Here is a 20,073-nt window from a genome sequence, read left to right on the forward strand (position 1 = left end):
CCTGCTCACATGGTCCAGCCGCGCAGCTCCGCCGCGATGTCGTACACCGTGGCGTTGCCCCTCTTGACCAGGCGGGCGAGGTCGCGCACCTGCACCGGCGAAGTGGTGACCCTGAGGCCGCTGGCGACGAGGTAGGCGTACGCGACGGCCGAGGCGAACAGGGCGTTCGAGCGCTCCAATGCGGGGATGTGGATGAGGAGTTGGAGCAGGGCCGCCGCGCGTGCGTGCGGGTTGTCGTAGACGGGGACGTCGAATATCTCGGCCTCGTGGCGCGCAACGGCCGCGACGAGGGCACCCCAGTCGGTGACCTGGGGGTCTCCGGGCGTCTTCTGTTCGGCGAGCATGAGAAGCCAGGCGAGATCGATGCTGAGGTTGCTCAAGGGATCAGCGGCGACCTTCGCGCGTGTTGTCGTCCTCGCCGGCGAACTCATCGGCGAAAACCGCCTCGTACTGCTTCATGAAGTCGGCGGCGGCCTCGACGAACGTCTGGCCGACCTCCCCGGTGTCCTGTCTCACGAGTTCCTCGATGTAGCGGTTGACGCTCATGCCGCGGGCCAGAGCGCGTTCGCGAGCGGCACGGGCCGTGCCCTCGTCCACTCTCACGTTCAGCTGGGTCTTCGCCATACTTCGAAGCTAGCGCCGAAGTGCTAGCACGACAAGAGCTCCTCCTGCGGGTGGAGCATGCCCCTTACATCGGAATCCGGGACCCGATCTGCGGTGGAGACCACCCGGGACCTTCGGCGGATATCCGGTGTGGGCGGGATCACACTACTCTCGGCCTGGACGAAGGAGTCGACACTCCATGCGAGCGAGGAGGCAGCGTTGTCCACAGCAGCTGCGGAGCACGCCCCGGGCCATGCACCGGCCGACGGGATTGCGGCCCGCGCCCGCGGTCTGACCAAGGCGTACGGCTCGGGCGAGACGACCGTGCTCGCCCTGGACTCGGTGGACGTGGACATCGCGCGCGGCCGCTTCACCGCGGTGATGGGGCCGTCGGGCTCCGGGAAGTCCACGTTGATGCACTGCCTGGCGGGGCTCGATTCGGTGTCGGCCGGCCAGGTGTGGCTCGGCGACACGGAGATCACGGGGCTGAAGGAGCGCGAGCTGACCCGGCTGCGCCGGGACCGGATCGGGTTCATGTTCCAGTCCTTCAACCTCATCCCGACGTTGAACGCGGCCGAGAACATCACCCTGCCCATGGACATCGCGGGCAAGAAGCCCGACGAGAAGTGGCTGGACCAGGTCATCGACACCCTCGGGCTGCGGGACCGGCTGAAGCACCGGCCGTCACAGCTGTCCGGCGGTCAGCAGCAGCGGGTGGCGTGCGCGCGGGCGCTGGCGTCCCGGCCGGAGCTGATCTTCGCGGACGAGCCGACCGGCAACCTCGACTCGCGGGCCGGGCTCGAGGTGCTCGCCTTCCTGCGCGAGGCCGTCGACAGCCTCGGCCAGACCGTCGTCATGGTGACCCACGACCCGGGCGCCGCCGCCCACTCCGACCTGGTGCTCTTCCTCGGGGACGGACGGATCGTCGACGAGATGGAGCGGCCCACGGCGGAGGCCGTGCTCGAACGAATGAAGCGATTCGACGTGATCCGCAGCCAGTTCGACGAGAGCGCCGCTGCCGCCGAGGAGGACTGACACCGTGCTCAAGGCGACGCTCCGCAGTTTCCTCGCACACAAGGGACGGCTGCTGCTCTCCGCGCTGGCGATCATCCTGTCCGTGGCGTTCGTCGCGGGCAGTCTGATCTTCTCCGACACGGTCACCCGCACCTTCGACCGGCTCTTCCACTCCACCTCCGCCGATGTGACCGTGGAGCCGAAGCAGGGCCTCAAGTCCCGGGTGCCGACGGGCGCGACCGAGACGGTGCCCGCCTCGCTGGCGGCGCGGGTCGCGAAGGTCGACGGGGTCGCCTCTTCCCACGCGGATGTCAGCGTCCAGAACATCACCGTCGTCGACAGCAGGAACAAGTCGGTCGGCCCCACCACCGGGGCGCCCACCATCGCCTCCGACTGGTACCTCACCGACCGCAGCCCGGTGAAACTGACCTCGGGCCACGCCCCGCAGGGCGGCGGCGAGGCGCTCCTGGACGCCGACACCGCCGACAATAAGCATGTGAGGATCGGCGACACCCTGACCGTGCTCGCCCAGCCGGGCACCTTCAAGGTCAGGGTCGTCGGGATCGCGACCTTCACCACGACCAACCCGGGCGCGGCCCTGGTCTTCCTCGACCCGAAGACGGCTGCGGCCCAGCTGCTCGGCTCGGCGGACAGGGCCACCAGCGTCCAGGCGAACGCGGCGAAGGGCGTGAGCGACGCCCAGCTGAAGAGCCGGATCGCGGCCGTTGTCGACACCGGCACCTACGACGTGAAGACCGCCGACGAGCAGGCCAAGTCGGCCGCCTCGGACCTCGGCGGCTTCCTCGACGTCATCAAGTACGTGATGCTCGGCTTCGCCGGGATCGCCGTCCTGGTCGGCATCTTCCTGATCGTCAACACCTTCTCCATGCTGATCGCCCAGCGCACCCGGGAGCTGGGCCTGCTGCGGGCCCTCGGCGCCGACCGGCGGCAGGTGCGGCGGTCCGTCCTCACCGAGGCGATCCTGCTCGGCCTGGTCGGCTCGACGCTGGGCCTGGCGGCGGGCATCGGGCTCGCGGCCGGGCTGATCAAGCTGATGAGCGTGTTCGGGATGAACCTCAAGACCACGGAGATGGTCGTGGGGTGGGGCACCCCGGTGGCGGCGTACGTCGTGGGCGTCGGCGTCACCTTCGTGGCCGCGTATCTGCCGGCCCGGCGCGCGGCGACCGTCTCCCCGATGGCCGCGCTCGCGGACGCCGAGATCGCCGGGATCGGCAAGCCGCTCAGGACGCGGGCGGTCGTCGGCTCGGTCGTGGGAGCGCTCGGCGCGGCGGCCCTGGTCGGCTGCGCCACGGCGACGAAGACCGCCTCGTCGGCCTCGCTGCTGGGGCTCGGCGTCGTCCTGACCCTGATCGCGACGGTGATCGCGGGCCCGCTGCTGGTCCGCCCCGTCATCCGGGTGCTGGGCGCGGCCTTCCCCGCCCTGTTCGGCTCGGTCGGCCGCATGAGCCAGCGCAACGCCCTGCGCAACCCCCGCCGTACCGGGGCCACCGCGGCCGCACTCATGGTGGGCCTCGCGCTGGTCGGGGGTATGTCCGTGGCCAGCGCCTCCATGTCGAAGTCCTTCGACCAGCAGATCGACAAGACGCTGGGCGCCGACTTCATCGTCCAGAACACCAACTTCGTGCCCTTCAACAAGGAAGTCACCGACAGGGTCCGCGCCACGCAGGGCGTCGGCCTCGTCGTACGGCAGCGGTTCGCACCGGTGGCCGTGCGTCTCCCGGACGGCAGGCGCATCGAGACCACTGCCGCGGGCTACGACGGCAGAGTCGACGACGTCGCACACGTGACGTACGCGGCCGGGAACACGGCGGCGGCGCTGGCGGGCGGCAGCATCGGCATGGACGTCAAGTTCGCGAAGAAGCACGACGTCACGATCGGCAGCACCATCCCCGTCGAGTTCCCGGCCGGCCACAGGACCGAGCTGAAGGTCGGGGCCCTCACCGACCAGGACCAGGCCGAGGGCTTCGGCATGCAGGGCGGGCTGTTCTTCGGGATCGCGACGGTCGAGAAGTACGTACCCGGCGGGCAGGACTCCGCGCTGTACGTCAACAAGGCCTCCGGCACGAGCGCCGACCAGCTGCGCAAGAGCCTGGAGCACACGCTCAAGCCGTATCCGCAGGTCCAGGTCCGCGACGAGGCCGACTACAAGAAGCTGGTGCACGACCAGATCGCCGTGCTGCTCTACCTCGTGTACGCGCTGCTGGGGCTGGCGATCATCATCGCGGTGCTCGGTGTGGTCAACACCCTCGCCCTGTCGGTGGTGGAGCGGACCCGGGAGATCGGGCTGCTGCGGGCCATCGGGCTCGCCCGGAGGCAGCTGCGCCGGATGATCCGGCTGGAGTCGGTGGTCATCGCGGTGTTCGGCGCGGTCCTCGGGCTCGCGCTCGGTCTGGTGTGGGGCGTGTGCACCCAGCGGGTGCTGGCGCTGCAGGGCATGAAGGCGCTCGCGATCCCGTGGACCACGATCGTCGCGGTGGTGATCGGCTCCGCGGCGGTGGGCATCGTGGCGGCACTGCTGCCCGCGTTGCGCGCCTCCCGCATGAACGTACTTGCGGCCATCGCACACGAGTGACGGAATCACGGCCGAGGCTCAAGTCCCTTGTCGGTGAGGAGAGTTCATGCCGCGTCCGTTCCGTTTCGGGGTCAACCTGCTCGACCCCGCGCCCGCCGAGGAGTGACCAGGTGCCGCCGCGGCTGGGCACGCCCGTGCTCAACGCGGCCTTCTGGATTCCCACGCTGCTCGCCCGCGCGGTGGCCACGACGGACACCCTGACCGGGGGCCGCCTCGAAGCAGAGAGCGTGGGGCGCTACCGGCGGCCGGCCGAGGGCCGCAAGGAACCGGCCGCCGGTGGACCGGGTGCCCGGAGCTGTCGTGGAGGGCGCACTGGAGTTGCCGATCCTGCTGGTCGGCACCGTGGACCGGATCGTCGCCCAGGTGCCGGCCCCGCGCGAGCGGTACGGCTTCACGTATCCGGCGGTCCTGGAGCCGTACATGGAGGCGTTCGCGCCGGTCGTCGCGGAGCTGGGCGTCAGCTGACCGCCCGGTCCGTCCGGATGCTGGAATTCCGGGTCCGGAACGGGCGGGCGTGCTGGGATCTCCGTATGACCGATCTGCGCATACGGGCCGCTTCGGCCGCGGACCTCGACACCGTTCTCGCCTTCTGGAAAGTGGCCGCCGAAGGCACGAGCATCAGCGACGACCGGGACGGCGTGGAGCGGCTGGTCGCCCGGGATCCCGAGGCGCTGATCCTGGCCGAGCAGGGCGGCGAACTCGTCGGCACGGTGATCGCGGGCTTCGACGGCTGGCGCTGCCATCTGTACCGGCTCGCGGTGCACCCGGACCGCCGTCGCCAGGGCATCGGGTCGGCGCTGCTGGCCGCGGCCGAGGAACGGTTCGTACGGCTCGGGGGACGGCGCGGGGACGCGATGGTGCTGGTGCGCAACGAGAGCGGGCAGCATGCCTGGCGGGCGGCCGGGTACACGCCCGAGGAGCACTGGCGGAGGTGGGTGAAGCACCTCACACCCTGATCACCTTTGCCTGTCCTTTACCATTGGAGGACCGTATCCGGATCCTTTCCGGCCCTTCGATGAAAGGTGTGAGCGTCCGCCCATGGGCGAGCCTCCCAGTAGTGCGCGCAGTACACGACATCGCGCGTTCCTCCCGCCCCTGTCCGACGATGGGACGGAGGTGACCCGATGACCGAAGTGCTCCTCCTGCTGGTGGCGATCCTGCTCTCGCTCGCCTGCGGCGCCTTCGTCGCGGCCGAGTTCTCGCTGACCACGGTCGAGCGGGCCGAGCTCGAACGGGCCGCGGAACGCGGCGAGCGGGGTGCGGCGGGCGCCCTCAAGGCCGTCCGGAGCCTGACCTTCCAGCTCTCCGGCGCGCAGCTCGGCATCACCGTCACCAACCTGGTCGTCGGCATGCTCGCCGAACCGTCGATCGCCAAGCTGATCGCGGGCCCGCTGGAGGCCCTCGGCATCTCGGGGTCGGCGGCGAGCTCGCTCGCCCTGGTGCTGGGCACGGCCCTGTCGACCGTCTTCCTGATGGTCGTCGGCGAACTGGTGCCCAAGAACTGGGCGATCTCCTCGCCGCTGGCCGTGGCCAAGCGCGTGGGCAATGCGCAGCGCCTGTTCAGCGCGGTCTTCCGCCCCTTCATCAGCCACCTCAACAACACGGCGAACCGCGTGGTGCGCCGCATGGGCCTGGAGCCCACCGAGGAACTGGCCTCGGCGCGCGGCCCCAAGGAGCTGGCCGCGCTGGCCCGGCACTCCGCCAAGGAGGGCGCCCTGGAGGCGGACACCGCGGAGCTGTTCGTACGGACCCTGAACCTCGCCGACCTGACCGCGGAGAACGTGATGACGCCGCGCGTCCAGGTCATCGCCCTCGAAGTCCAGGCCACCTGCGAGGACGTGGCGAACGCGACCCGGGCGACCGGGCTGTCCCGCTTCCCGGTCTACCGCGGCAGCCTCGACTCGGTCGTGGGCACCGCGCACATCAAGGACGTCCTGGCGATACCTGCCCACCGCCGCACCCATACCCGGGTCTCCGAACTGATGCGTGAGCCGCTCCTCGTCCCCGAGACCCTCACCGTCGACCGGCTGCTGGACCGGCTGTCCGGCAAGCGCACCATGGCCGTCGTCATCGACGAGTACGGCGGCACGGCGGGCGTGGCCACCCTGGAGGACATCGTCGAGGAGGTCGTCGGCGAGGTGCGGGACGAGCACGACCCGCACGAGACGCCCGACCTGGCCCCCGCGGGCAGCGACGACGCGGGCCGCGCGCTGTACTCGGCCGACGGCTCGGCCCGGGTGGACCAGCTCGTGCGCGTCGGCCTCAGGGCGCCGGAGGGACCGTACGAGACGCTGGCCGGCCTCGTCGCGACGGAGCTCGGCCACATCCCGGCCGTGGGCGACTTCGTCGAGGTCTCCGGATGGCGGCTCGACGTGGTGGACGCCTCGGGGCGCAGGGCCGCGCGGGTGCTGATGCACGCGCCCTTTGAGGACGAGGCGGACGGTACGACGAACCGGGAGGCCACGAAGTGACCGCCGTACAACTGCTGATCGGCCTTGCGACCCTGGTCGTCAACGCCTTCTTCGTCGGCGCCGAGTTCGCGCTGATCTCCGTACGGCGTTCGCAGATCGAGCAGTATGTGGAAGGAGACGCGGAGGGCGACCGGCGGGCCAAGAGCGTGCTGTGGGGCCTGGAGCACGTGTCCGCGCTGATGGCGGCCGCGCAGCTGGGCATCACGCTGTGCACGCTGGTCCTGGGTGTGGTCGCGGAACCGGCCATCGCGCATCTGCTGGAGCCGGTGTTCCACGCCATGGGCGTGCCCGAGTCCGCGGGGCACGCGGTGTCCTTCGTGATCGCGCTGACCCTGGCGACGTATCTGCACATGCTGCTCGGCGAGATGGTGCCGAAGAACATCGCGCTCGCCGAGCCGGTGCGCAGCGCGCTGCTGCTCGGTCCGCCGCTGGTCGCCCTGGCGCGGGCGCTGCGCCCGGTGATCTTCGCGATCAACGCCTTCGCCAACACCCTGCTGAAGCTGTTGCGGGTGGAGACCAAGAACGAGGTCGCGGCCACCTTCTCGGATGCCGAGCTGGCCCGGATCGTGCGGGACTCGGGCGAGGCGGGCCTGATCGACGACCGCGCGCTGGAGCGGCTGCACGACGCGCTGGAACTGGGCCGCCGTCCGGTGCGCGACGTGGTGCTCCCACTGGAAAGCGTCGTCTACGCGCGCGTGGGCGTCACCCCGGAGGAGCTGGAGCGGCTGTCGGCCCAGTCGGGCTTCTCCCGCTTCCCGGTGGTGGACGAGGGCCGTCGCATCGTGGGCTATCTGCACGTCAAGGACGCGCTGGACGCCTCTCCGCGGGATGTGCCGTTCCGGGTACGGGACATGCGGCCCATCGCACGCGTACGGGAGGGCACACCGCTGGACGACGTGCTGACCGCGATGCGCGGCAGCCGCACACACCTGGCGGCCGTGCTCGGCAGCGACGGCCGGCTGGCCGGGCTTGTGACCATGGAGGACGTGCTGCAGGAGCTGTTCGGCCAGCGGGCCTGAGCCGCCGGTCCGAGTGAGCAGGGCCGACCGACCGACGGGTATGGACGCGGGATACCATTTCTTCCGCCATGCAGAAGAACCACATACACACCAGCCTGGTCGCGGTCGGCGACTCCTTCACCGAGGGCATGTCGGACCTGCTGCCGGACGGCTCCTACCGGGGCTGGGCCGATCTCCTCGCCGGCCGGATGGCGGCCGTCACCCCCGGCTTCCGGTACGCCAACCTCGCGGTGCGCGGCAAGCTGATCGGGCAGATCGTCGACGAGCAGGTCGACGTGGCGGCCGCCATGCAGCCCGATGTGATCACGCTGGTGGGCGGCCTCAACGACACCCTGCGGCCCAAGTGCGACATGGGGCGGGTACGGGGGCTGCTCACCGAGGCCGTGGAGCGGCTGGCCCCGGCCTGCAAGCAGCTGGTGCTGATGCACAGCCCCGGTCGCCAGGGACCGGTCCTGGACCGTTTCCGGCCACGCATGGAGGAACTGTTCGCCACGGTCGACGAGCTCGCCGCGCAGCACGGCGCGGTGGTCGTCGACCTGTACGGGGCTGCTTCGCTCTCCGACCCGCGCATGTGGGACGTCGACCGGCTGCACCTGACCGCGGAGGGGCACCGCAGGGTCGCCGAGGCGGTCTGGCAGACGCTCGGCTACGACCCCGAGGACGCCGAGTGGCACACGCCCATGGCGGCGACCCCGCCTCCGGGCTGGGCCGCGCGACGGGTGGCGGACGTCCGCTTCGCCCGGCAGCACCTGCTGCCGTGGATCGGCCGCCGCCTGACGGGCCGCTCCTCGGGGGACGGACGGACAGGCGCCCACTTCAGCGCTGAGCTGGGCAAAGCCTTCTGGGTCACCCCTGCGGACCACGCAAACCCCGGCCCTGTGACGGACTGGCGACGGGTGGGGTCCTAGCTGCAATACCGGCCGTTTTGCAGCTGGGTAGTTCTGGCTGAGCTGCGCCCAGAGGGGCGCGGGGCACTGCGCGACCAGCCACGACTGGGCCGCGGACGGTCGGCGGCCCATCGCCGCACATCCCGCGGAGCGCTCAGCGCCGCTTGCGCTTCTTCTTGCTCCGGTTGTCGGCGCTCGGCCTGTCCCTCGGTCGACCGGGCGCCGTCGGGTTCGCCGCGGCCTCGCGCAGGCCGATCCGGCGAGTCCGCCAGACGGTCAGCTCCCACAACCCGAACGCGACGCCGACTCCCACGACGCCGACGGGGAGGTTGCTGAAGTCGGCATCGGCGGGCTGCGGGGCCAGCCAGCCGCTCGGGTCCGCCAGCAGGTCCTCGGTGGTGCCGGCGTCCTCCGTGCCGTTGCAGCCCATGCCGACGATGTCGGCGTGGGCCATCGGCCTGCCGTCGGTCCGCTTCAGCCTGCAGTGGTAGATCGGGCCGGTCTTGCCCTCGGTGGTGTACGCCGAGGTGATCCGCACCTCAGTACGCCGCCCCTGGCTCTGCATCAGCGCGGACTGGAAGACCAGCCCGGAACCGAGCACGACGGCCAGTTGGATGATCAGTCCGGCGAAGAACACCCACCTCCTGGTCGCGGTCGCCATCAGCACCGCGATCGCGAGCGCCACGGTCAGCAGACCGAGGATCAGCGCCGCCGGAAACCAGTCCGGGCTGGTGCCGAGCACGCCGATGCCCACCATCAGCAGCGGGGCGAGCGCGGCTATGCGGGCGAGCCGCCGCACCACGTGCGGGGGCCAGGCCACGTTCTTCCTGGAACCGGCCGTCGTCATCGGCCCTCGAACCGGTGCAGCCCGACCCGCCGGGACAGCCAGACCAGCAGCTCGAAGAGCACCAGCACCACCGGCAAGGCCCACGCGGCGATGTCGACCCCGCTGTAGTCCGTCTCGGCCGGCTCCGGCGCCGTCCAGCCGTGCGGGTCGACGAGCACGTCCTCGGTCTGCCCGACTTCCATCGGTCCGTCGCAGGAGTCGTTGCCCAGCTCGGCGTGGTTGAGCGGCTTGCCGTCCACCCGCCCCAGACGGCAGGTGTACTCCGGCCCGTGCCTGCCCTGATACGCCTGCACCGAGGTGACTCGCACCTCCACCCGCTGCCCTTGGTGCGCCATCACCTCCGCTTGCAGCACCGGCCCCGGTCCGGACAGCGCGGCGATCCCCACGATCACCCCGCCGACGATCAACCACCCGTTCGGCGCCGCGATGATCATCAGTGAGAGAGTCGCGATCAGCGCGAAGGTCCCGAGCACCAGTCCGAGCCCGCTCCAGTCCGGGTTGGCGGCCAGCAACGACAGCCCGACGATCACCGGCGGGCCGAAGTACGCCATCGTGGTGAGGCGGCGGACCTGCCGGGACGAGGTGGCGGTGGCTGTTCGAGGCACGGCGTCAGTGTGACGAACGGGGTCATCGGGCTGAAGAGCGGGGTGACGGACCGGCAACGGCCGACGCCTCCCCTTGATCACCTGGAGACATGGGACATCAGCATGCGGTCACCGGTACTTGCATAGCGGAAACGGCAGTTCACCCATGCTCCGGGGAGGCTTTCGTGGGGATCGGGTCTGTGAAGCCGCCTGAACGTGTTGCTGTCATCGGGGCGGGCGTCCTCGGAGCCTGCGTGGGCTGGAATCTCACGCGACGTTGCTCGACACCTCGAAGCGTGGAGAACGGCCGTCCCGCTGTCTCGGGAACGAACCAAGATCAGCAGGTCAGAGGAACCGGCGAGGTCGAACAGCAGGCTGATGTCCGGCGCTTGTGTGCGGGCGAGCCCTGGGCCGGTCGTTCGGGTGGTGTGATCGCCGTCGCTGTGCATATTCGTGTGGCCTTCTAGAGTCGGTTCGCCTTTCTTGGATGGCGCTGGCGCGCCCTTGACCGTGTGCGCCGTCCGGCACCCGATGCGACACAAGCGGGCTCCACCGCATGGCGATGGAGCCGTGCCTCGAGGAGGAATCTTCATGCAGGCCCGGAGGATCGGCGCCATCGCCGCAACAGCAGTGGCGCTGGTGGCAGCCCGCGACCTTGTCCAGAAGCGGCACGCGCTGCTGCGGAACTTCCCGGTGATCGGGCACGCCCGGTACCTGTTGGAGACGATCGGACCGGAGCTGCGGCAGTACATCGTGACCTCCAACGAGGAGGAGCGGCCGTTCAGTCGTGACCAGCGGTCCTGGATCTACGCGTCGGCGAAGGAGGAGAACAACTACTTCGGATTCGGGACCGACGTCGACGTCGAGCATGTGCAGGGGCACGCCTACCTGAAGCAGCGCACGTTCGCCGGCACGCTGCCCGATGTGCACGACCCGCTCGCTCCACTGCCCTCGGCCAAGGTGCTGGGCGGGCCGCGGGGGCGCGCCAAGGCGTTCCGGCCGGCGAGCGTGGTGAACATCTCGGCGATGAGCTTCGGCTCGCTCTCAGGCGCTGCCATCACGGCGCTCAACAAGGGGGCGGCACTGGCGGGCACGATGCACAACACGGGCGAGGGCTGGCTGTCTCCGTACCACCGCAACGGCGGCGACCTCGTCCTTCAGATCGGTACGGCGTACTTCGGCTGCCGCAACGAGGACGGCAGCTTCAACCTCGACAAGCTCAAGGACGTGGTCGCGAGCGCCCCCGTCAAGGCAATCGAGATCAAGCTCTCCCAGGGCGCCAAGCCGGGGCTGGGCGGGATGCTGCCGGGCGCGAAGGTGACCCCGGAGATCGCCCGGATCCGCGGCATCCCCATCGGCAAGGACTGCGCCTCCCCGTCGCGGCACACCGCGTTCAGCGACGTCGACTCGATGCTCGACTTCGTCGAGCTGCTCGCCACCGAGACCGGTCTGCCGGTCGGGATCAAGAGCGCGGTCGGAGAGATGGGCTTCTGGCAGGAGCTGGCCACGCTGATGGCGCGTGGGGATCGTGGTGTCGACTTCGTGACCGTCGACGGCGGCGAGGGCGGCACCGGGGCGGCGCCCCTGATCTTCACCGACTCGGTGTCGCTGCCGTTCCGGATGGGCTTCTCCCGGGTCTACGGCGCCTTCGCCGAGCTGGGTCTGGCCGACGACCTGACCTTCATCGGCTCCGGCAAGCTCGGCCTGCCCGAGAACGCCGCGGTCGCCTTCGCCCTGGGCGCCGACATGGTCAACGTGGCCCGTGAGGCGATGCTGTCCATCGGCTGCATCCAGTCGCAGAAGTGCCACACGGACAAGTGCCCCACCGGCATCGCCACCCAGAACCAGTGGCTGGCCCGCGGCCTCGACCCGGCCTCGAAGGCCACCCGGGCCGCTGTCTACCTGCGCACCCTGCGCAAGGAGCTGACCAAGGTCTCGGCGGCCGTCGGGGTTGCCCACCCGGCGCTCATCACCGCCAACGACATCGAGATCATGAACGGCGACTACGAGGCCCGCACCCTGGCCGGCGTCTACGGCTACAAGGACGGCTGGGGCGAGCTCGGCCCGCACCTTGCCAAGGAGATCACCGAACTGCTCGTCTCCACGCCGACCTCCGCGAACAGCCGGCCGGAGTGATCGCAACATGCCCGAAGAAGTGAGATTCCAGAGTGTCGTCGGCCCCGAGCTGGCCGGGTCGATCGACCTGCCGGAGGGCCAGGTCCGGGGCTGGGGGATCTTCGTCCACGGATTCACGCTCGGCAAGGACTCGCCGGCCGCCTCGCGGGTCAGCAGGCAGTTGGCCCGCGAGGGGATCGGCATGCTGCGCTACGACAACCTCGGGATCGGCGATTCCGACGGCGACTGGGGGGACGGCTCCTTCACCGTCAAGATCCAGGACACCGTCCGAGCTGCAAACCTGATGGCAGAGCGGGGGACTCCCGCGGGTCTGCTGGTGGGTCACTCGTGGGGAGGCGCCGCCGCCATCGCCGCGGCGGCCAAGGCGACCGGCGTCCGCGCGGTCGCCACGATCGGGGCGCCCGCCGACCCCAGCCACGTGGAGCACCAGTACGACGCGGTCGTGGATCGCGTGCTCAGTGACGGGCAGCACGAGTGGTTCGTCGGCGGGCGGACCCTGGTCCTCAAGCGGGCCTTCGTCGAGGACGTCCGCCGTGCCCGTCTGCACGACCAGGTCCGTGAGTTGGACCGGCCACTGCTCGTGATGCACTCGCCCACCGACGACACCGTCGATATCGCCGACGCCGGGGAGATCTTCCTCAAGGCTCAGCACCCGCGAAGCTTCGTCTCGCTCGAAGGAGCAGACCACCTCCTGACCGCACGAGGGCAGGCGCAGCGAGCCGCCCACATCATCAGCGCCTGGGCCGACCAGTACATCCACGCCTGACGACCCTCAGGAGAGGACGTCGCGTGACAGGCCTCTGCCTGCGACGAGACGCGCAGGCAGAGGCCTCTGAGAAGCTCGGCGGCCATGGGTGTCACACCGTCCGGGGACGGCCGACCGGCCAAGCGCCCGGAACTCCTGCCGTACGAGGGCCCGGCGGCGTAAGGTCCCGCCCCCGGACCCCCGCTCCCGGCTCAGCCGACCAGCCCGCGTGACACAGGTCTCGTAGGTTCCGCCGAAGGCACCCGTGGCGCCGGCCTGCACAAACCGCCAGTAGAATCTGGACACGTGACTTCTGCGCCCGCCAAGCCCCGCATCCCGAACGTCCTCGCCGGACGCTACGCCTCCGCCGAGCTCGCCACGCTCTGGTCGCCCGAGCAGAAGGTGAAGCTGGAGCGGCAGCTCTGGCTCGCCGTGCTCAAGGCTCAGAAGGACCTCGGCATCGAGGTGCCGGACGCGGCGATCGCCGACTACGAGCGTGTCCTCGACACCGTCGACCTGGCCTCGATCGCCGAGCGCGAGAAGGTCACCCGGCACGACGTGAAGGCGCGGATCGAGGAGTTCAACGACCTCGCGGGGCACGAGCACGTGCACAAGGGCATGACCTCCCGCGACCTCACCGAGAACGTGGAGCAGCTGCAGATCCGGCTCTCGCTGGAGCTGATGCGCGACCGCACGGTGGCGGTCCTGGCGCGGCTCGGCAAGCTGGCGGGCGAGTACGGCGAACTGGTCATGGCCGGCCGCTCCCACAATGTGGCGGCACAGGCCACCACCCTCGGCAAGCGCTTCGCGACCGCCGCCGACGAGCTGCTCGTCGCCCACAGCCGGGTCGAGGAGCTCCTCGGCCGCTACCCGCTGCGCGGCATCAAGGGCCCGGTCGGTACGGCCCAGGACATGCTGGACCTGCTGGGAGGCGACGCGGGCAAGCTGGCCGACCTGGAGAACCGGATCGCCCAGCACCTGGGCTTCTCGCAGGCGTTCACCTCGGTGGGCCAGGTCTACCCGCGGTCGCTGGACTACGAGGTCGTGACCGCGCTGGTGCAGCTGGCGGCGGCTCCCTCCTCGCTGGCCAAGACGATCCGTCTGATGGCCGGGCACGAGCTGGTGACCGAGGGCTTCAAGCCCGGCCAGGTCGGCTCCTCGGCGATGCCGCACAAGATGAACACCCGCTCCTGCGAGCGCGTCAACGGCCTGATGGTCATCCTGCGCGGCTACGCGTCGATGACCGGCGAGCTGGCCGGCGACCAGTGGAACGAGGGTGACGTGTCCTGCTCGGTGGTGCGCCGGGTCGCGCTGCCGGACGCGTTCTTCGCGCTGGACGGTCTGCTGGAGACGTTCCTGACGGTGCTGGACGAGTTCGGCGCGTTCCCGGCGGTCGTAGCCCGTGAGCTGGACCGCTACCTTCCGTTCCTGGCCACGACCAAGGTGCTGATGGGTGCGGTGCGCGCGGGCGTCGGCCGTGAGCTGGCGCACGAGGCCATCAAGGAGAACGCCGTCGCCTCCGCCCTCGCGATGCGCGAGCAGGGCGCCGAGCGCAACGAGCTCCTGGACAAGCTGGCCGCCGACGAGCGCATCCCGCTCGACCGCGCCCAGCTGGATGCGCTGATGGCCGACAAGCTGTCCTTCACGGGCGCCGCCGCCGACCAGGTCTCCGTGGTCGTCGGCCGTGTCGAGGAGATCGTCAAGCAGCACCCGGAGGCCGCGGGCTACACGCCGGGGGCGATCCTCTGACCCGCTTCACCGCGACGGAACTGGAGGCCGCCCGCGACCGCCTCGTCCAGGACGTGGTCGCGGACGGCCTTTCTGTACTCTTTTGCGGCATCAACCCTGGCCTGATGACGGCTGCGACGGGACATCACTTCGCCCGTCCCGGCAACCGCTTCTGGCCGGTGCTGCACCGGTCGGGCTTCACGCCCCGGCTCCTGAAGCCGTCGGAGCAGAGCGAGTTGCCGTCGTACGGGCTGGGCATCACGAACGTCGTGGCCAGGGCGACGGCGCGGGCCGACGAGCTCGGCCCGCAGGAGTATCGCGAGGGCGGGCGGCTGCTGGCGCTGAAGGTGGCACGGCTGCGGCCGCGCTGGCTGGCGGTGGCGGGAGTCATGGCGTACCGGGCGGCGTTCGACGACCGTAGGGCCCAAGTGGGGCCGCAGGAGCGGACGTTCGGGGAGACACGGGTGTGGGTGCTGCCTAATCCGAGCGGGCTGAATGCACACTGGACGGTGGAGGCGATGGCCGAGGAGTTCGGGAGGCTGCGGGTCAGGGCGGGTCTGTCTCAGTGACCATGAGGAGGAGTCCGGGCTCCTCCTCGGTGTTGCGGTCGGCGACAGCCAGGTTGCCCCGGCGTCCCGTGCCGTTCGCCTCCCAGGTACGCAGGTCGTCCGCCCGGGCGCTGAGCACGTCCCAGGGTTCGGGTAGGCGTACAGATCGTCCACACTCGGCCAGGGGCCCGTCCCTGACGGGGTGAGGTGGTAGCCGGGTCCGCCCGCGGCGATCCGCGGCCCGCTGTGCTCCGTCGGAAAGTCCTCGGTGCACAGCAGGCCGGTCCGGGCCAGGTCCTTCGCGATGTCCATGTGATCCAGTGAAGCGGCCGGCACTGACAATCGGTGAGGTGTCAGGCATCGAGGCCACGCGCGCGGTGCTGCGAACGGTCGACGATCCGCCGAAGATCCTCGTCGTGACGACGTTCGAGAACGACGACTACGTCTGCGAGGCGCTGCGGGCGGGCGCCGACGGGTTCCTGCTGAAGCGGGCCCGCCCGGCCGAAATCGTGCACGCGGTGCGCCTGGTCGCCGAAGGCGAGTCACTGCTGTTCCCGGCGTCCGTACGGCAGTTGGCCGCCGAATACGGCGCCGGCGAGGGAAACCGGGCCGCCCGCGCCGCGATGGACCGAGCCCGCCTGACCGAACGGGAGGCCGAGGTGCTGCGACTGATGTCCCGGGGCCTGTCGAACGCCGAGATCGCCACCCGGCTCGTCGTAGGCACCGAGACGGTGAAGTCGCACGTCAGCGCCATCCTGGCAAAGCTGGGTGCACGCGACCGCACCCAGGCCGTGATCGCCGCATACGAGTCAGGCTTCGTAGCCCCGGGCTGATTGAGCGCTCCAAAGGGGCGCGGGGCAGTGTCCGTATGCGGCTCCGCCGCGATGGGGGTCCCCCCGCTCGAGCGCAGCCGAGAGTGGGGGAGCGACCAGCCACAACGGCGCGGCAGACGAAAGACGACCCGTCGCGGCACCGCCAAGCGGCACAACCCGGCGGAGCGACCCGGTACGATCCGGCCAACACGCGCACGAGCTGGGAGGACGGGACGTTGGGGCGGCTGACCGGCGGGGATCCCTCGCTGCTGCGAAGGATCAACTCCGCGGTGGTCCTGCACGCGCTGCGTGCCACGGACGCGGCGACACTGACGGAGATCACCCGTGTGACCGGGCTGTCCCGGCCGACCGTCGAGGGTGTCGTCGAGGGCCTCATCGAGGCGGGTTACGTCGTCGAGAAGGCGACCGACGACAGCGTGGTGCGACGCCAGGGGCGGCCTGCGCGGCGCTTCCGGTTCCGGGCGGAGGCGGGGCATCTGCTGGGCCTGGACATCGGCTCGCATCGGGTCGCCGCGCTCCTCGCCGACCTGGACGGCAGGGTGCTCGGCTCGGTCGCCAAGGACGTCGACGAGACGGCTCCGGCGGACGAACGCCTGGAGCGGCTGCGCACCGCGGTGGCCGAACTGCTACGCCGCGCCGGGGTCGCACGCGGCTCGCTGCGGGCCGTGGGGGTCGCCTCACCCGGCATCGTCGAGGCCGACGGCACGGTGCGGCTGTGCGCGGCGCTGCCCGAGTGGACGGGGCTGCGCCTGGGCGAGCGGCTGAGCCGGTCCTTCAAGTGCCCGGTGCTGGTCGAGAACGACGCCAATGCCGCGGCCGTCGCCGAGCACTGGAAGGGCGCGGCCACCGAGTCCGACGACGTGGTGTTCGTGCTCGCCGGGCTGAGCCCTGGGGCCGGTTCGCTGATCGGCGGGCAGCTGCACCGGGGGTACGGCGGGGCGGCCGGCGAGATCGGCGCGCTGCATCTGCTGGGCCGCGAGGTGACCCCCGAGACGCTGCTGTCCACCACGGACGAACCACTGCACCCGCTCGACGAACAGGCCGTCGCCGAGGTGTTCGCGCAGGCCCGCGAGGGCGACCAGCGGGCCCGCGCGGCCGTCGACCGCTTCATCCAGCGGCTCGTGCACGACGTGGCCGCCCTGGTCCTGGCGCTCGACCCGGAACTCGTCGTCGTCGGCGGCTGGGCGGCCGGCCTGGACGGCGTCCTTGCGCCCCTGCGCCGCGAGTTGGCCCGCTACTGCCTGCGCCCGCCGAAGGTGGCCCTGTCACTGCTGGGCGAGGCGGCAGTGGCAACGGGTGCGCTGCGGCTCGCCCTGGACCACGTGGAGGAGCAACTGTTCGCGGTCGAGGGCACGGTGACGGCGCGGCGCTGAGCCGGCGGCGCCGCAACGCGCTGTGCCCCGGAGCAGTTCCGGGGCACAGCAGGTCCGGCGGGGCCGGGGCTCAGGAGGCCTGGCGCTCGGGCCCCTGGTGGATCTCCACGCCGCCCGAGTCACCGAAGGTCAGGCGGCAGGTGTCCGCGCGGTAGGTGGCGACGGAGAGTGCCGCGGTGCGGCCGTCGGCGAGGAAGCGGGTGGTGACCACGAGGACGGGCGCCCCCGGGAGGCGGTCCAGTTCCTTGGCGTCGTCCGCGCGGGCGGAACCGAGCTCGACGGCGCTCTCGCGGCCCTCCAGCTCAAGGCGCTGCAGCTCGCGCAGCACGGCACGCGCGCGTGCCGGTCCGGACGGCGCGTCTATGGCCGAGAGGTCCGGCACCGAGGACGCCGGGACGTAGAGCAGCTCCGCGGCCACGGGCTGGCCGTGGGAGACGCGCGAGCGGCGCACCGTGTAGACGGTCTCCTCCGGGCCCGTCCCCAGTGCGGCGGCGACCGCCGCGGGCGGGGCCGCGGGGGTGCAGTCGACGGCCTGCCAGACGTCCCCTGAGGCCCCCGGCCAGGCGTGCTGCTCGGTGCCGACCGCGACGCCCACGCGCGGCGGGGCGACGGTCGTCCCGACACCGCGGCGGCGCTGCAGCCTGCCTTCCAGTTCGAGCTGCTCCAGGGCCTGCCGAAGCGTGGCGCGCGCGACGCCGAAGCGGGCGGCCAGGTCGCGTTCGTTGGGCAGGATCTCGCCCACGGAGAACTCGGAGTCCAGTGCCTCGCTGAGCACGGTCTTGAGATGCCAGTACTTCGGTTCCGGCACCGATTCCAACTGCGTGGTCCCCACCCTGTCCTCCGCAATCGCCGTGGTCCGGCGGCGTTTTAGCGCCCTTGTTTATTAAAGGTTGTTGCACTTATCTGCGACCATAGGGCGGCCCAAACCCTTGGTCAAGACCAATCCTGGATCCCATGGGCGCGACACAGGGAGCTCGCAGCGCAGGGTTCACACGGTGTTCGTACGGGACCGTCCTCGTGGCCTACGCGGAGGGCAGCGAGAGCAGCTTGTCCGGATTGCGGATGACGTAGAGCGACTGGATGCGCCCCTCGAAGACATCCACCTGGAAGACGCTGTCCGGCTTGCCCGCGGACAGCACGACGACCGCGAGGCCGCCGTTGAGCTCCATGAACCGGAAGGACTGGTCCGGTACACCCTTCTGGGCGGCCCCGACGAGGAAGCGGCCCACCTTGTCGGCGCTCTCCAGGACCCGCAGCGGTGCCCTGGACTTGCCGCCGCTGTCGCCCACCAGCCGTACGTCGGGCGCCAGCAGCGCCATGAGCCCTTCCAGGTCCCCTTCCGCAGCGGCGGCGAGGAACCGTTCGGTCAGCTCACGGCGCCGGCCGGGGTCCACCTCGTAGCGCGGCCGCCGCTCCTCGACGTGCTTGCGGGCCCGACCGGCGAGCTGGCGGACCGCCGCCTCCCCGCGGTCGAGCATCACGGCGATGTCGGCGTACGGGTGGCCGAAGGCCTCGCGGAGCACGAACACCGCCCGCTCCAGCGGTGACAGCGACTCCAGGACGACGAGGACGGCCAGCGAGACGGAGTCGGCGAGCACGGCCCGCTCGGCGGTGTCCGGGACGGTGTCCCCGAAGTCGGTCACATAGGGCTCGGGCAGCCACGGACCGACGTACGCCTCGTTGCGAGCCTTGATCTGGCGCAGCCGGTCGATGGCGAGGCGGGTGGTGATGCGCACCAGGTAGCCGCGCGGTTCGCGCACCTCGCTCCGGTCGGCGCCGGACCAGCGCAGCCAGGCCTCCTGGACCACGTCCTCCGCGTCTGCCACCCGCCCGAGCATGCGGTAGGCGACCCCAAGCAGGACGGGGCGGTGCTCTTCGAAGACGTCGGTCTCGGTGTCGGTGGTCACGGTCCCATCCCATGCGACGCGTCCGGACATGTCCAGGAGAAATCCGCGGTGTCCCGGAGCAGAATGGCCCGCGGGCCGTCGGCGGTCGGCGGCCGGATGTGCGGAGGTGGCGATGCGGTACGCGGTTCTGGGCACGGGCGACGTCGGCCGCACGCTCGGCGGCAGGCTGGCGGAGCTCGGCCACGAGGTGACGCTGGGCTCGCGCACGAAGGACAATCCCGTGGCCCTGGAGTGGGCGCGGAGTGCGGGCGCCGGGGCGCGGGCCGGCACGTTCGCGGAGGCGGCCTCGTCCGCCGAGGCGGTGGTGGTCGCCGTCGGCGGGCGGGTGGCGCTCGCCGCGCTGGAGGCGGCCGGGGCGGCGAATCTGGACGGGAAGGTCGTCGTCGACGTCTCCAACCCGATGGTGTTCGAGGAAGGGGAGGTGCGGCTGTCTCCCGTGGAGTCGGACAGCGTGGGCGAGCAGATCCAGCGCGCCTTCCCGCACGCGCGCGTGGTGAAGACGCTGAACACGGTCAATTGCAAGGTGATGGTCGATCCCGCGCTGGTGCCGGGCGAGCACCAGGTCTTCGTGTGTGGCGAGGACGCGGGCGCCAAGGAGCAGGTCAGGGGCATGCTCGGGGAGTTCGGGTGGCCGCCGCACCGGGTGCTCGACCTGGGTGGCATCCGGTCGGCCCGCAGCGTGGAGATGCTGCTGCCCCTGTGGCTCGATCTCTTCCGGCATCTCGGGCATGCGGAGTTCAACCTGGAGGTGCGCAGGGGCCGTTGAAAGCGGTGCCGTCGTGAGG

The 20,073-nt window shown here is 70.9% G+C and carries 19 protein-coding genes and 2 pseudogenes; 14 read left to right on the plus strand and 7 right to left on the minus strand.

From position 1 onward, the window contains the following. Nucleotides 1-5 precede the first annotated feature (5 nt). Complete coding sequence (locus AB0N07_RS00895; protein ID WP_344399262.1) at nucleotides 6-380, minus strand: fic family toxin-antitoxin system, toxin component; 375 nt, start codon at nucleotides 378-380, stop codon at nucleotides 6-8. Between the two features lie 4 nt (nucleotides 381-384). After that, nucleotides 385-624, minus strand: a complete 240-nt coding sequence (locus tag AB0N07_RS00900; protein ID WP_365830681.1) for a toxin-antitoxin system HicB family antitoxin — start codon at nucleotides 622-624, stop codon at nucleotides 385-387. Nucleotides 625-822: 198 nt separating this feature from the next. Here AB0N07_RS00900 and AB0N07_RS00905 point away from each other — a divergent pair, with 198 nt between their 5' ends. The 7 genes and pseudogenes from AB0N07_RS00905 (at nucleotide 823) to AB0N07_RS00935 (ending at nucleotide 8,608) form a co-directional block, all read left to right on the plus strand. Then, nucleotides 823-1,638, plus strand: coding sequence for an ABC transporter ATP-binding protein (locus AB0N07_RS00905; protein ID WP_365830683.1), 816 nt, complete (start codon nucleotides 823-825; stop codon nucleotides 1,636-1,638). Nucleotides 1,639-1,642: 4 nt separating this feature from the next. Beyond that, nucleotides 1,643-4,210, plus strand: a complete 2,568-nt coding sequence (locus AB0N07_RS00910) for an ABC transporter permease (protein WP_365830685.1) — start codon at nucleotides 1,643-1,645, stop codon at nucleotides 4,208-4,210. Between the two features lie 46 nt (nucleotides 4,211-4,256). Then, nucleotides 4,257-4,675 (plus strand): annotated as a pseudogene (locus AB0N07_RS00915) (hypothetical protein). Nucleotides 4,676-4,740: 65 nt separating this feature from the next. Continuing rightward, complete coding sequence (locus AB0N07_RS00920) at nucleotides 4,741-5,166, plus strand: GNAT family N-acetyltransferase (protein ID WP_365830687.1); 426 nt, start codon at nucleotides 4,741-4,743, stop codon at nucleotides 5,164-5,166. Between the two features lie 168 nt (nucleotides 5,167-5,334). Further along, nucleotides 5,335-6,681: a hemolysin family protein gene (locus AB0N07_RS00925; RefSeq protein ID WP_365830689.1), complete on the plus strand. Its 1,347-nt coding sequence runs from the start codon at nucleotides 5,335-5,337 to the stop codon at nucleotides 6,679-6,681. After that, nucleotides 6,678-7,700: a hemolysin family protein gene (locus AB0N07_RS00930; protein ID WP_365830691.1), complete on the plus strand. Its 1,023-nt coding sequence runs from the start codon at nucleotides 6,678-6,680 to the stop codon at nucleotides 7,698-7,700. The genes AB0N07_RS00925 and AB0N07_RS00930 overlap by 4 nt, the downstream gene beginning before the upstream one ends. Before the next feature lie 68 nt (nucleotides 7,701-7,768). Beyond that, complete coding sequence (locus AB0N07_RS00935; RefSeq protein WP_365830693.1) at nucleotides 7,769-8,608, plus strand: SGNH/GDSL hydrolase family protein; 840 nt, start codon at nucleotides 7,769-7,771, stop codon at nucleotides 8,606-8,608. 133 nt (nucleotides 8,609-8,741) lie between these two features. Here the strand turns inward: AB0N07_RS00935 and AB0N07_RS00940 are convergent, their stop codons facing one another. Both AB0N07_RS00940 and AB0N07_RS00945 read right to left on the minus strand, forming a co-directional pair. After that, nucleotides 8,742-9,434, minus strand: coding sequence for a hypothetical protein (locus AB0N07_RS00940; RefSeq protein ID WP_365830695.1), 693 nt, complete (start codon nucleotides 9,432-9,434; stop codon nucleotides 8,742-8,744). Then, nucleotides 9,431-10,039 carry a hypothetical protein gene (locus AB0N07_RS00945; RefSeq protein ID WP_365830697.1) on the minus strand — a complete coding sequence of 203 codons (609 nt, stop codon included), beginning with the start codon at nucleotides 10,037-10,039 and terminating at the stop codon, nucleotides 9,431-9,433. The genes AB0N07_RS00940 and AB0N07_RS00945 overlap by 4 nt, the downstream gene beginning before the upstream one ends. 570 nt (nucleotides 10,040-10,609) lie before the next feature. On the opposite strand from AB0N07_RS00945, the gene AB0N07_RS00950 reads away from it, so the two are divergent. The 4 genes from AB0N07_RS00950 (at nucleotide 10,610) to mug (ending at nucleotide 15,196) form a co-directional block, all read left to right on the plus strand. Further along, entirely contained in the window at nucleotides 10,610-12,154 is a 1,545-nt protein-coding gene (locus AB0N07_RS00950; RefSeq protein ID WP_365830699.1) for an FMN-binding glutamate synthase family protein, read from the plus strand. Nucleotides 12,155-12,161: 7 nt separating this feature from the next. Then, nucleotides 12,162-12,920, plus strand: coding sequence for an alpha/beta fold hydrolase (locus AB0N07_RS00955; RefSeq protein ID WP_365830701.1), 759 nt, complete (start codon nucleotides 12,162-12,164; stop codon nucleotides 12,918-12,920). Between the two features lie 285 nt (nucleotides 12,921-13,205). After that, the gene (gene purB, locus AB0N07_RS00960) at nucleotides 13,206-14,648 is read left to right on the plus strand and encodes an adenylosuccinate lyase (protein WP_365830703.1); all 1,443 of its coding nucleotides are present in this window, start codon (nucleotides 13,206-13,208) and stop codon (nucleotides 14,646-14,648) included. After that, entirely contained in the window at nucleotides 14,645-15,196 is a 552-nt protein-coding gene (mug, locus tag AB0N07_RS00965) for a G/U mismatch-specific DNA glycosylase (protein WP_365830809.1), read from the plus strand. The genes purB and mug overlap by 4 nt, the downstream gene beginning before the upstream one ends. Here mug and AB0N07_RS00970 read toward each other — a convergent pair. Next, complete coding sequence (locus AB0N07_RS00970) at nucleotides 15,174-15,314, minus strand: hypothetical protein (protein ID WP_365830705.1); 141 nt, start codon at nucleotides 15,312-15,314, stop codon at nucleotides 15,174-15,176. The genes mug and AB0N07_RS00970 overlap by 23 nt on opposite strands. 214 nt (nucleotides 15,315-15,528) lie before the next feature. Between AB0N07_RS00970 and AB0N07_RS00975 the strand changes: the two are divergent. Further along, nucleotides 15,529-16,008, plus strand: a pseudogene (locus tag AB0N07_RS00975) (response regulator transcription factor); the annotation flags it as partial. 215 nt (nucleotides 16,009-16,223) lie between these two features. Continuing rightward, a complete protein-coding gene (locus AB0N07_RS00980; RefSeq protein WP_365830707.1) occupies nucleotides 16,224-17,381 on the plus strand; it encodes an ROK family protein in 1,158 nt (385 codons plus the stop codon). A 70-nt stretch (nucleotides 17,382-17,451) separates the two neighbouring features. On the opposite strand, the gene AB0N07_RS00985 is transcribed toward AB0N07_RS00980, so the two are convergent. Beyond that, a complete protein-coding gene (locus AB0N07_RS00985) occupies nucleotides 17,452-18,213 on the minus strand; it encodes a GntR family transcriptional regulator (protein WP_365830709.1) in 762 nt (253 codons plus the stop codon). 190 nt (nucleotides 18,214-18,403) lie between these two features. Beyond that, nucleotides 18,404-19,288, minus strand: coding sequence for an RNA polymerase sigma-70 factor (locus AB0N07_RS00990; protein WP_365830711.1), 885 nt, complete (start codon nucleotides 19,286-19,288; stop codon nucleotides 18,404-18,406). Nucleotides 19,289-19,400: 112 nt separating this feature from the next. Between AB0N07_RS00990 and AB0N07_RS00995 the strand changes: the two genes are divergently transcribed. After that, nucleotides 19,401-20,054 carry an NAD(P)-binding domain-containing protein gene (locus AB0N07_RS00995; RefSeq protein WP_365830713.1) on the plus strand — a complete coding sequence of 218 codons (654 nt, stop codon included), beginning with the start codon at nucleotides 19,401-19,403 and terminating at the stop codon, nucleotides 20,052-20,054. Nucleotides 20,055-20,073 lie beyond the last annotated feature (19 nt).

Origin of the sequence: Streptomyces sp. NPDC051172 (genome assembly GCF_040682555.1) — a bacterium.
GTDB lineage: Bacteria > Actinomycetota > Actinomycetes > Streptomycetales > Streptomycetaceae > Streptomyces.